We start from the raw sequence: 12,506 nt of genomic DNA on the forward strand, positions 1-12,506 counted from the left end.
TTTAATACGCTTTTTCATCACCTTTTATGGTGTTGTATATTGTGTTAAAAATAATCTTAATATCTAATAAAATAGACCAATTTTCTAAATAAAAAATATCAAATTTGACTCTGTTAATAATATCTTTATCTGTTTCGACTTCACCACGAAATCCTTTGGTTTGCGCAAGTCCGGTTATTCCTGGCTTTATAAAGTGGCGTACCATGAACTTATCCACCTTCAGCGCATACATTTCGGTATGACTTACCATATGAGGTCTTGGACCTACAACGGACATATCGCCAAATAATACATTTAAAAACTGTGGCAGCTCATCAATACTTGTTTTCCGTATAAACTGACCTACTGTAGTTACCCGAATATCATTTTTAGAAACCTGATTTAAATCAGCTTCATCGTTTAATTCCATCGATCTGAATTTGTAGCAATTGAATTCTTTGTAATTTAATCCGTTCCTCTTTTGGATAAAAAACAAAGGCCCTTTTGATTCCCATTTTATAAAAATTGCGAGAATTAGGCTAAGCCAAGATAACAACCCCAGAATCACTACAACCGAAAATAAAATATCAAAACCTCGTTTAATCACCTTGTTTAAGGTATCGTCTAACAAGATATTTCTCAAGGAAATTACCGGAATGTAATTGTAATATTCAAAAGTAAAATTCCGGGAAAGAATCTGCTTTTCATCCGGAATAAATTTTAATGTTTTTAAGTTATTATCAGCAAAATATACAATTTCATTAATTTGATTTTGCGTTAAATCACTCATCGAACAATACATTTCATCTATTTTATGTTCCAAAACAAAGGCAAAACTCTCCCTAAATTTTCGCTCTTTATCTTTTTCCAAGTCAAAAACTCTTTCTAATTTGTATCCATAATCTGGATTTTCAGTGAAAAATTGTTTTAATGGCTCCACACTTTTAGAATTCCCTAACAGTATTACAGTTCTAAAATTACCTCCAAATAGCACTCTGTACCTTTTTAGAAAATAATAAATACATAGTTTTATGATTAAAATAAAGAACAGCGAAACTGTAGTGAAGAGAACAATTCTATGAAAACTGGAATTTTCAGAGTCAAAAAAAGACAAGGCGAGACAGATGATCGTAAACAAAATCCCTTGCTTCAAAGCACAATTTAGTATAGCAATCACTTTCGTATATCTGTACACTTCATAAAAACCCAAATTAGCAGCTATAACAAACCAACTTACACTTGTAGAAAGGGGATAAAAAAGCTCGTTAACGGGAAAGTCAGTCAAGTATACGAAGAGTACATTGATAACAACTAAGTCTATTACAAATGAAAAAGGGCGAATATAGCCTGAATATCTTCCGGTTTTGGTTTTCACTATTTTATCCGATTAGAAAAGTCATATTGCTTTTCTTTTATTACTATGATTATACTCCGAAACCGAAAATAAGTTGTCTTTTAATGCCGTATTTTTGGCCTAAATTATGATTTTTGAAACAAAAATAACTATGTTTTTATTAAAGATTTACATGTAAATTAATTAACAACATTTAAACAATCCGGCATGTAGAAATGGTTTATTTTATTACAATATAAAATCAAAACGAGTATGATAAAACTACACACGAATAACGAAACCATTTTGAGCCTAAATCCTTAATATTAAAAAATATATTTTGAAAAATCCTTGTGCTCCTCTTTGGACAATTCTTCTTTAGATAAAGATTTGAAATAATCATACGTGATTTTCATTCCTTCGGCACGACCTATTTTAGCTTCCCAACCCAACAAGTTTTTAGCTTTTGTAATATCCGGCTGACGCTGCAAAGGATCATTTACGGGCAACGGATGATATACCACTTTTTGATTTGTGCCTGTTAATTTTATGATTTCTTCTGCAAAATCCTTGATTGTGATTTCGTCCGGATTTCCAATGTTTACAGGAAATACATAATCAGAATGCAATAACCTAAAAATCCCTTCGACCTGATCATCAACATAACAAAACGAACGCGTTTGCATCCCATCACCAAAAATGGTTAAATTTTCTCCGCGAATCGCCTGACCTATGAACGCTGGAATAACACGACCGTCATTTAGTCTCATTCTTGGCCCATACGTATTAAAGATTCTAACGATTCTGGTTTCTACACCATGAAACGTATGATATGCCATAGTGATTGATTCTTGAAAACGTTTTGCTTCGTCGTACACTCCTCTTGGTCCTATTGTATTTACATTTCCATAATATTCTTCGGTTTGCGGATGCACCAATGGATCTCCGTACACTTCAGAAGTGGATGCAATAAGAATTCGTGCTTTTTTAACTCTGGCCAATCCCAACAAATTGTGCGTTCCCAAAGACCCAACTTTCAGTGTTTGAATTGGAATTTTTAGATAATCTATTGGACTTGCCGGTGATGCAAAATGAAGTATGTAATCTAAATTTCCCGGAACATGGACAAACTTTGTGATGTCATGATGGTAAAATTCGAATTGTTCTAATTTAAAAAGATGCTCAATGTTTTTTAAATCTCCAGTAATGAGATTATCCATCCCAATAACAAAATAACCTTCTTTGATAAATCGGTCACATAAATGTGATCCTAAAAAACCTGCGGCTCCGGTGATAAGTATTCTTTTCATTATTTAAAAAATTTGATTTTCGTTTGTACAAAAATATAGTTTGTTTTCAAAAAAAGGCTTGGTTTAATAAAAATTACGAACTAAGACCTAACTTTATTTTAAAGTCTAAAATGATATTGGCAGATTATTAATTTCAGATTAATTTTACAATAATTACTCGTTTTATGCAGGATGTTAACCCGCGAGAAATAGGAATTATCAACATTGAAATTATTCGTTTTTTGGAGAAATTTTTCGATACAATAAGTCAACCTCTATATATTTATTTTTATTACCAAGATTAAAATCAAGCATTCCCATCAATTCAAACCCTTTCATTTGGAGGTAATTATTCATTACAGTAAAGGAAGGCTGACTGGAATATAACTCCTCTAAGTTTGCTTCGATAATTATATAATCAATAGCCTTTAAGGTTTGATCCGCTCCTTTTAAGACCTCAAGTTCATACCCTTGAACATCTAATTTGAGTAATGACAAATGCGTTTTGTCAGTAAATAATGCTATGGAATCTAACTTCTTTATTTGGACTCTTATTTGCTCTAACACATTATCTTTTCTGGTAAAATGAATGTTTTCCTCATTTATTTCAAGAATAGAACTGGTATGTCCAAATTTGTTTTTATTGAATAGGATTGTCCCATCCTCATTGCCCAGTGCGATCTTATAGGTATTTATATTTGGATTACTGCTGAATTTTTTTTCGATTATTGAGTACAAATCCGGCAACGGCTCAAAAGTGTGTATTTGCGCTTGCGGATATAAATGAGTTGCTACTTTAGTGAATTGACCTGAATTAGCTCCTACGTCAATTATAGTGGTTAATTCGGGCACCATCTTCTTTAAATTTGAAACCACTTCAAAGGAGGCAAAAGAATAAATTCTACCCTTTACCGCTTCTAAAAGCCATTTTGATTTTGCAATAATAAATAATCGCTTTATTAATACTGAATATTTCACTTCTGATTTTTTTATTTTTTTTGAACTGTATCTTCTAATTTTAATTGAAATTCTGATAAAACTTTTTCATACGAAAAATGTTCAGTTACAAAATCTCTTGCTAAAATTCCCGTTAAACGGGCCTTATCAGGATTGTTTTTTAACTCCATTAGACACATTTTTATTGTTTCAATAGTATTCTCGTCAAAATAATAACCCCCTTCAGAATTCTCAAAGTTAACCTTTATTTCAGAATCTTTATGGCCAGAAACTATTGATGGTTTTGCACTTGCCATCATCCCTAAGATTTTTGAAGGCATAACCAAATCGTTGAACTCTGATTTTTGAAACAATACATGAACATCCGCATTACACAACAAATTATTTAACTGTTTGTAAGGCACCGGAGGATAATAGGTAAAATTTACTTTGTTTTGTAATTGTTGTAAAACTTCCACGCGTTTTGCTCCTTCACCCACTAAATAAAAATGAAATTCAGGATATTCTTGCATTGCGGTTACAAACTCAACATAGAAATTCCAATCTTGTTTTTCTCCAATATTACCAGAATAAAGAATGTTAAACGTATTTTTATTAAAAACTTTATTTTCCTGCGCCATTTCTGGATTTATTAAAGAATAATCAATCCAATTAGGAAAGTATACTTGATTGACTGTTGTTTTTTGCGCTGATTTTATCATCATTCCTCTGCTGATGGTGCTAATAAAGTCCGCTCTATTTAAGGTCCATTTTTCAATTTTAAATAAAATATTTGACGATAACTGATTCTTTGCTGAAATCCCATTTTTAAAAGCTGCATCAAATTCAAAATCCTGGATGTGAACCCAAAGCATTCCTCCTCCACTTATTGTTTTTAAAAACCACCCAAGAATAATGGAAAGCGTAAAAGGCATAACAACTAATATTACATCTGCTTTCTTAATTTTTATAATATTAAAAACTGAACCCAAAAAAAAATGAGTCATTTGAAGCACTCTTTTAAAAAAAGTTGGCTTTGCAGGAGTGTATTGTTTGAATCTATACACCGTTACGTTGTTTATAATTTCTTTTGAAAAGAGAGCATTGTCTGCATAATTTGAATAGATTTTCCATTGTGGGTAGTAAGGAACTCCTGTTATTATATTGACATCATGTTTTAATGCCAAAAACTCTGCCATGCCCGTCGAATACAAACCTATCCCACTGTCCTCCGGGAAATAATTATGGCTGATTATGGTGATTTTCATCTATGAAATTTATTTCCGTATGGTTTCTAAAATTATACCTTCGAGTGTTGATATAAATTTGGTTTCCGTGAATTTATTTCTCGCATAAACTCCGTTTGAGGTTCCTTTTTTTTGTACTTCATCCCAACTTGAAATTATCAATTTTATTTTTAAATAAAGATCCTCTTCACTTTTTTCTTTGCAAAAAACAGCATTCTCCTCGGAACATATATCTGGAATTCCCGCATGCTGTGTTGTCAAAATTAAATTATTAAATGCCATAGCTTCCAGAATACTAATGGGTTGTCCTTCCATACTAAAAAAAGTAGGAAGACAAAAAACATTGCCCCAAATTAACAAATCTTGTTTGACTAAACCAGAAACAATCCCAAGATACTCCACATTATTTAATTCTGCCAGCAGTCCATCTACATTATTTCCTGAAATCTTATTGCCTGCTATTTTAACTCTAAGAAATAATCCCTCGTCATTTAATCTTTTTATAACTTGAAGCAATAGGTTTATCCCTTTTTCTTCTAAAAAATTACTTAAAAAGAAAAGTCGGATTTCTGTAAAATCTTTCTTTTTAAGTAAAATTTCTTCCGAAATTATTAGTTTGTCTTCTACGAAATTATACAGTTCTCGAACAGCATCAGAAGATATAAAAGGTGTTAGATTGTCTCTTAAAGAATTAGAAAGCACAATTCCAGCGTCAAACGATGCCATAAGGTTAAAAAAGACCTTCTTTTTTATTCCTTTTAGAGATTGATATTCTTTTTTAAGATGGTTACTGTGCAGATGAACTATTGTTTTCTTGTTTAGAATTTTAGACAACAAGATAAAGGGTGCATATTTTAAGACTCCAAAAAAAGTAATTCCTATCGTGATATAAACTACATCAACCGTAAAAATTTTATAACCTTGAAAATAGGTTTTTAGGAATGATAATTTATCAAATGAGAACTGACCAATTGCACCGTTTACCTTATCAGAATGTTCCGTATTTATTTTTTTTATATTCCAATTTCTCTTTATTAAGCCATTTGCAACAACTTGATTGGACAAGCTAATTCCTTTTGGCGGACCTGGAAAAGGACCAATGATAAGGAGGTTATATCTCATTTTTAAGCTTTTTGTCAAATTCAGAAGCGTATATAAACATGCAACTTGTAAAGGAATAGATAATTATTCCATTTTGTCGTTCCAAAACACTTTCGAACAGAAAAACAAAAATAAAAAACAGTAAAAAGACAACTCCTTCAGCATTCTTTCTTTTGATAAATACTCGAATAAAGTAGAGCAACGAAAATAAATACAAACAAATTCCTACAATTCCAATAGCTAATCCTATTTGAAGAAACTGGTTGTGCGCATTATAATTTTCCTCAGATAAAACCGCGTAACCATCTGCCGCCAATTGTGTGCTTAAAACTGCTTGGGCATCTCCAATTCCATATCCTAAATAATCTGATTTTTGAATTACTTTCGCGCCTGTATTCCACAGAATGTACCGAATACCAGACGATGTTTCTTTATTATTTACAATACTATTAATATCGAATATTTCCAAAAAACGGTTTCTAATTTCGGTAATAGATAGTGATAATATCATCAAACTTATAAAGACGAATACCAATTTAGCGATTTGTTTTTTATCACGTTTTAGAAACAAAAAAATGCCGGAAAGAATACAAAAAGAAACAACAACACCTTTTCTTGCCAATATTAGAAGTCCAGAAATTAAGACTAAAAACAATATGAAATTAAAAATTTTATTTTTGAAACCTTCTATCAAAATAAAAAATAATGCTACCGAAAAAAAGATTGATATATAAATAGGATGCTCATTCATGCCCCAAAATTCATATGTTATGTAGGAATAACAATAATATAAATCATGTTTTTGGCTAAAATATCCCAATTGAAATAAGTAAATGAATATTAAAATTGAATAGATACTTGCGGCAATAATAAAGGTCTTCCGGAACACTTGATTAAACTTTACTCTTGTTTCAAGAGTTAAAAAAGAATATCCAAGAGGTATAATTAATATTGGAATACAACGGACTAAAATTGTAAAACCTTTTTGAATATTTTCAGAAAAAAATAAGCTAAGCGCATAAACAATAAAGAAAATACTAAATATGAAAACTGTTTTCATTTCAATTTTAGCGCTGATTCTGTATTTAAAAATAGAAAAAAGACCCAGAAGAAAAAAAACCATTACCGTAATAGGCTTTACTTTAAATGGCAACAGTACGAATAAACCGCAAAAGAAAGCAACATAAGGAACTGCTTTTTCAACTGAGAAATCGTTAATTTTTGTTTTTACCCTCATTCTGTTAAGAGATTACTATTGCTTGATTTACGCGGCAATTTAGTTTTTAATCCTTTTAGTATAAAATAAAGCAGATAAAGCGCAATAGAATAATAAATAAAACGATGTGAAGATCGTAGATTATACTCAAAACTATGAATAACATATAAAACTAACAACAAGAATTGAAGTACAGCCCACAAATATTTTTTGCGCACTAATTGATTTTTTATAAAATAATCTATCGCTGCAAAATAATATCCTAATAAGGAATAATAAAAAACACTAAAAACAGGGTATTTGGCTAATTCACCAATGGCCGTAAAAGGAGCTATTTCGTTTATTCTTAATTTAGAAGCAATACTATACCAATTTGTCAATCTTCCCGGTAATGGATTCAGTGTGGTAATTAAATTACCAATGGAAGCATTTTTATACAAATGAATGGTTTCGGAAGTAGCGTAAAACCCAAAAATAAACGTATAATAAATATTCATTACAGTGTAAGTAAATAAAATTTCAGGTTTGTCAAGTGTTACTTTTAAATACGGAATTAAACCATGTCCATTCGCTTCTAAACGCAGCGAAATGTTGTATCCAAAGAATAAAATTACAAAAGGAATAAAGAAAATATAGAAAGTTCTGGCTCTGGAACGATTTAAAAAAACGGAATAACTCAACCCAAATGCTAATAAATAAATAGTGGCTGATCTGCTCCCCACTCCTATCCCTACAATAATGGCAATACAAAAAGCTGTCAGCGCAAGTGACCTGTTAGTTCTGTAAACAGCACCTGACAAAAGGCACAAAACAATAAATAAATTTTGATAAATAATTTTAAAAATAGAATTATCCTTAGGAATATATTCTGCTCTGTAAAATAGTAAAGAACCGTAATCAATGTAAACCAAAAGCACACATAACAAAGCTATGATTACTATAACCGTAGAAATTTGATTGGTGTCGAGTTTAAGATTTCGCGTATCAATAATTTTGATTCGCTGTTTGGCTAAAACGAAATACGATTTATTAAAAAGCGAATAGATAAAAACGCCTAACAAAAACAGCAAAAGCATTTTGAGATAAACAAAAAAGGTTCTATTGAATTTATTTTTCCCAATAAAATCAAACTGAAAAAAATTGAATTTCTCGTATCTTGGATAAAAATTGTGATATAAAACAGTCGAAATTAAAACTCCTGCAAAGAACAATACAAATACATCTACTGGTGACAGCAAAAATATTTTTCGCTTCCAATAAAGAATTCCTACCAGTGAGAATAAAAAAAATAAAATTACAGCCATTAATATCATTTTGGGAATGTATTAACCTCTTTCAAGCGCTTTTATACCAGCATTTGCATTGTAAAAATTTGCCGTGTGTCCCACAATATACATGTAAATTTCTCCCTCTTTCTCGTCCATCAATGAAATTTGAGGACTGGACTCCGGGCCCTTAAATACCTTAATGGAATACGTTGGTGTTTTGTAAACCGGAATGCTATCCGCATTGGTAGCTTCATACCATCCAGAGGCATTTTTGCCTACAAAAACCTTCCCCGTCAATCTATTCAATACCACTAATGAATATTCATTGGCATCGGTTTGATAAAGTTCCATTTGATAATTTTGTTTGTTTACAATTTCTTTTAAACTAAAAGAGTCTGTTTTCTTTTCCTCTTCCTTACAAGATAGAAATAGCACAAATACAAATATCAAATAAAAATAATTCTTCATTTTTTAGTCTTTTTTAATTTAACTTTTATACAAATATAGTTGCAATTTTTAATTTTCATTGTCAAATTAGACTATAATCATATCGATTTACAATAGTTTTGTGGTCACTGCTGTTTTATCAAATTACAACAATGTTTTCTTTTTTACAGCAAAATAAAAAATAAGCATAACCATGATTACATCAACACTAATGCGAAGCAGCAACAAATTAATAAAACTCATCTGATTCATTACATACAACAGCAACACTGTGAAAAAATAAATCAAACACGAAAAAACAAGCGCATAATTATATTGTTTTAACGCGCCAAAAGCAACTAACGAACAGCTTCCTATAATTATAGAACAACTTATCACCGGAATCAATACCACCAATGATTCTAGTAAGTAAGCATATTTTGTCATTTGATTGCCTCCAAAAAAAGTCATCATTTCTTTGGAAAAATAATGAATACCCCCAGAAAAAAAGAAAGCACTACAAATGGTAAAAAGCACCAATCGTTGCACAAATAATTTGTTTTTAGTCCTTACAATTAAAGGAAAAACTGCTTGTTGAATGACTTCAAATGGAAATATGAAAGCAAAAATTATTTTAGAAGCAATGTCAAAACCAGAAACTAAGTTTTTTGAACAGAAATAACCAATTAGAAAAATGGTTCCAAAATTTAAAAAAAGTGTAGAAAATCGTCCTAAAAAAAACAAATATCCTTCTTTTAGGTAGTGCTTAATGGTTTCTAGGGGGACAAGTATAAATTTAAAATTAGATTTCTTTTTTAGAAAATAAAACCCTAAACCTCCCCAAACAATGTTAGAAAGAACCAAAATAAAAATATATATTGCGATGTGACTTGAATTTTTTACAAATAGTATCGTAAGAAAAACCAATAATGTTCTGGAAACCACACTTACAATAGCAATGGGTTTCATTTTTTCGATTCCTTGAAAATACCAAATTGGAAACAATATTTCTCCAATTCCCATAAACAACATAAAAAATATCAAATCGATATGTTTGGCTATTTCATTGTTAAAAGAAAACAATCCCAAAAGAACAAAACCGAAGACAAATAATCCTGTTTTTACAGTTATAATTGCAGAAATAATTTCATCAATTTTAGTTTTATTTTGTTTGTTTTCAACAATGTATTTAGCAGCATACATATCAAATCCAAAATTAACCAATATCAAAAAATATTGAACAAATGAATCAATCCAAGTAAGAACTCCGTATCCTTCCTCGCCCAAAGTCCTTATCAAATAGCCTAATAAAATATACTTTGACAGTATGTTAGCAAACTTTATTACACTAAAATAAAAAAAGTTCTTGGCGATTTCATTATTTAATGACAGGTATATTTTTCTAAACATTTACTTGCAAATTAGTTGTATTTACCTAGACTAAATTGTTTCGTCCCATGTTCTAATTTTTATATCAAAAGCGCTTTTAATTTTACTTTTATCTAAAACACTATATTTAGGCCTTTCAGCTGGAGTTGGGTAACTTGAAGACGGAATTGGTTTTACATGGATGTTTATATTATTTATTTCGAGTATTTTTCGAGCAAAATCATACCAGCTGCAATGTCCTTCATTACTGAAATTGTAAATTCCGTACCTATTGATTTCTGGGTTTTCAGAAGTTTGTAAAATAATTTGTACCAAAGCTTGCGCTAAATCAACGGCATTTGTTGGTGTTCCTATCTGGTCATCAACAACGGATAAACTGTCTCTTTCAGCTCCCAACCGCAACATGGTTTTCATAAAATTATTCCCAAATGAAGAGAAAACCCAAGAAGTTCTTATGATAAAACATTCTTTTATCGTTTTCTGAATAACTTTTTCACCATCTAATTTAGTTTGGCCGTATATACTTTTAGGACTGGTAGTATCATCCTCTGTGTAAGGTATGTTTTTGGTACCATCAAAAACAAAATCAGTAGAAACATGAATTAATTTTGTTTTATAATCACGACAAACTTCTGCCAAATTTTGTGCCCCAACGACATTAATTTCGAATGCTTTTTCAGGCTCACTTTCTGCTTTATCAACTGCTGTGTAAGCAGCCGTATTTATACAAAAATCAGGTTTTAATTTTGTGAAAACTAGCTCAATCGATTCCTTTTGAGTAATATCTAAGGTTTTAGAATCACAAAAAACAAAGTCTATTTGAGGATAACCCGCAGCGATAAATTGCAATGATTGCCCCAATTGTCCATTCGCACCTGTTACAAGAACTACCATATTTTTTTTTCGTTTTCTAAAGTCGGTAATACAAAATGTGTATCGCAATTTAATTCGTTCGCCTGTGCATGAATTTCCTTTTGACAATGCAATCCGCGAAGCATTCCTATTGTTGAAGAAGCTTGATTGTTCTGCACAAAATGAACATCCTGATGCACTCCTTTTTTTAACGTATTCGCTTTGAAACTTTCCATAAAATAGCCTCTTTTATCTTTAATAATTTCCGTTTCTAAACTGTAACAGCTATTGATTTGAGTCGGACTGAGATTCATGATTTAATTTAAATAATAATAAAACATGCATTTCGAAAACTTTCTAGTAATCATGACGCAAATCCTTTCAATTTTTATTACAATAAAATGCATTTTGTAGCATTCTTGTAAATAGTAAAAAATTGAAAATCCTGATTAAAGAATTAAATTTTTCTCTAAAAGTTAAGCATTTATTTGTTGTACTTTTAATGATTGTTTTTTGTAAAAAGCAATAAAAAAACGTAATAAAATAAAAATAAGAATAAATACAAGTGGCAAAATTACTTTCAATTTACCATTGATTGAGCTTGTATTTTCTTTATTCATAGTTGTGGTATTGTCTTTGATGATTTTATCTGAAGATAATAGAGCCACTTTTAGATTTCCTATCTCTTTAATTAACGATTCTTTAGTTTTGATAACGTCATTTAATTGTGTGTTTTCATTATAATATACCAATTTATCACTCTTTTGATGGTTTCCAGAAGCGGAATTCGAAAACTCATTCAAAATTCCATCTATTTGAGAAACAATTCCTTCATTTGTTTTTATTTTTTGTTGAATGTTTTCCACTGAAACTTTCTGAACTCTATTGTAATAATCGCTGGTATTGAGATAGTTTAACAGGGGTTGTATTCCTTTTTTACTTTCGGTTATACCCTTTGTTAATAAAGTTATGGTATGAAAAGCATAATTCTTACTCGTAGTCGTTTCTTTTACAATCGATTTTAAATCCCCATCTTCTGACATCAATTTTAGTAACTCAAAATTCTGTTCGCTGTTGTTGATGAAACCATAAACATCAACGATTGGTTCAATTGTAATTTTTGTTATTTTAGTTGGTTCCTGAATACCTATTGATTTTAAAAAAACGGTGTCTCTTTCGTTAATTTTAGCTGTTAACAAATCAATTTTTGAATACAAATAATCCGTGCTTCCAAAATTTGGAGTTACAATAATTTCATGATTGTAAGTCTTCTTAGTTGAATCTAAAAACATTCCCACTCCAAAACCAAGTACGAATAAAATCAAAATCACTACTGCATTTTTTACAAAAAACCGAATGCATCTGAACAAGAATGTATTGAAATCCTGAAATATATTGCCAATTTTTTTAGAAATTTTCATCAAATCAATTTCCTGATCGTCTTGATTATTGGGCACGTTTGCACTCATT

General features: G+C 30.5%; 14 protein-coding genes. 2 read left to right on the forward strand and 12 right to left on the reverse strand.

The genetic code is table 11. The features are described from left to right. Position 1: 1 nt before the first annotated feature. From ACP7AT_RS00785 to ACP7AT_RS00810, 6 genes are all read right to left on the reverse strand, one after another. Positions 2–1,354: an exopolysaccharide biosynthesis polyprenyl glycosylphosphotransferase gene (locus tag ACP7AT_RS00785; protein WP_426062467.1), complete on the reverse strand. Its 1,353-nt coding sequence runs from the start codon at positions 1,352–1,354 to the stop codon at positions 2–4. A 284-nt stretch (positions 1,355–1,638) separates the two neighbouring features. After that, on the reverse strand, positions 1,639–2,622 hold the full coding sequence (locus ACP7AT_RS00790; RefSeq protein WP_426062468.1) for a UDP-glucuronic acid decarboxylase family protein: 984 nt from the start codon (positions 2,620–2,622) through the stop codon (positions 1,639–1,641). Positions 2,623–2,832: 210 nt separating this feature from the next. Then, positions 2,833–3,579, reverse strand: coding sequence for an FkbM family methyltransferase (locus ACP7AT_RS00795; RefSeq protein WP_426062469.1), 747 nt, complete (start codon positions 3,577–3,579; stop codon positions 2,833–2,835). 11 nt (positions 3,580–3,590) lie between these two features. Beyond that, positions 3,591–4,805, reverse strand: coding sequence for a WcaI family glycosyltransferase (locus ACP7AT_RS00800; protein WP_426062470.1), 1,215 nt, complete (start codon positions 4,803–4,805; stop codon positions 3,591–3,593). Positions 4,806–4,814: 9 nt separating this feature from the next. After that, on the reverse strand, positions 4,815–5,906 hold the full coding sequence (locus ACP7AT_RS00805) for a glycosyltransferase family 4 protein (protein WP_426062471.1): 1,092 nt from the start codon (positions 5,904–5,906) through the stop codon (positions 4,815–4,817). Then, positions 5,896–6,507: an O-antigen ligase family protein gene (locus tag ACP7AT_RS00810; RefSeq protein WP_426062472.1), complete on the reverse strand. Its 612-nt coding sequence runs from the start codon at positions 6,505–6,507 to the stop codon at positions 5,896–5,898. The genes ACP7AT_RS00805 and ACP7AT_RS00810 overlap by 11 nt, the downstream gene beginning before the upstream one ends. On the opposite strand from ACP7AT_RS00810, the gene ACP7AT_RS00815 reads away from it, so the two are divergent. Both ACP7AT_RS00815 and ACP7AT_RS00820 read left to right on the forward strand, forming a co-directional pair. Further along, positions 6,461–6,619: a hypothetical protein gene (locus ACP7AT_RS00815; protein WP_426062750.1), complete on the forward strand. Its 159-nt coding sequence runs from the start codon at positions 6,461–6,463 to the stop codon at positions 6,617–6,619. The genes ACP7AT_RS00810 and ACP7AT_RS00815 overlap by 47 nt on opposite strands. A 309-nt stretch (positions 6,620–6,928) precedes the next feature. Then, positions 6,929–7,072: a hypothetical protein gene (locus ACP7AT_RS00820; RefSeq protein WP_426062473.1), complete on the forward strand. Its 144-nt coding sequence runs from the start codon at positions 6,929–6,931 to the stop codon at positions 7,070–7,072. Positions 7,073–7,118: 46 nt separating this feature from the next. Here ACP7AT_RS00820 and ACP7AT_RS00825 read toward each other — a convergent pair whose 3' ends face one another. The 6 genes from ACP7AT_RS00825 to ACP7AT_RS00850 form a co-directional block, all read right to left on the reverse strand. Beyond that, on the reverse strand, positions 7,119–8,405 hold the full coding sequence (locus ACP7AT_RS00825; protein WP_426062474.1) for a hypothetical protein: 1,287 nt from the start codon (positions 8,403–8,405) through the stop codon (positions 7,119–7,121). 21 nt (positions 8,406–8,426) lie between these two features. Beyond that, positions 8,427–8,837, reverse strand: a complete 411-nt coding sequence (locus ACP7AT_RS00830) for a hypothetical protein (protein WP_426062475.1) — start codon at positions 8,835–8,837, stop codon at positions 8,427–8,429. Between the two features lie 123 nt (positions 8,838–8,960). After that, positions 8,961–10,205 carry an oligosaccharide flippase family protein gene (locus ACP7AT_RS00835; RefSeq protein WP_426062476.1) on the reverse strand — a complete coding sequence of 415 codons (1,245 nt, stop codon included), beginning with the start codon at positions 10,203–10,205 and terminating at the stop codon, positions 8,961–8,963. A 30-nt stretch (positions 10,206–10,235) separates the two neighbouring features. Then, positions 10,236–11,078, reverse strand: coding sequence for a dTDP-4-dehydrorhamnose reductase (gene rfbD, locus ACP7AT_RS00840; protein WP_426062477.1), 843 nt, complete (start codon positions 11,076–11,078; stop codon positions 10,236–10,238). After that, positions 11,072–11,350 (reverse strand): dTDP-4-dehydrorhamnose 3,5-epimerase family protein, encoded by a 279-nt coding sequence (locus ACP7AT_RS00845; RefSeq protein ID WP_426062478.1) that lies wholly within the window; start codon positions 11,348–11,350, stop codon positions 11,072–11,074. Before ACP7AT_RS00845 ends, rfbD begins: the two co-directional genes overlap by 7 nt. A 162-nt stretch (positions 11,351–11,512) precedes the next feature. Continuing rightward, positions 11,513–12,505 (reverse strand): hypothetical protein, encoded by a 993-nt coding sequence (locus ACP7AT_RS00850; protein ID WP_426062479.1) that lies wholly within the window; start codon positions 12,503–12,505, stop codon positions 11,513–11,515. Position 12,506 lies beyond the last annotated feature (1 nt).

It is taken from the genome of Flavobacterium sp. DSP2-3-1, from assembly GCF_049896865.1.
In the GTDB taxonomy this organism is placed as follows: domain Bacteria; phylum Bacteroidota; class Bacteroidia; order Flavobacteriales; family Flavobacteriaceae; genus Flavobacterium.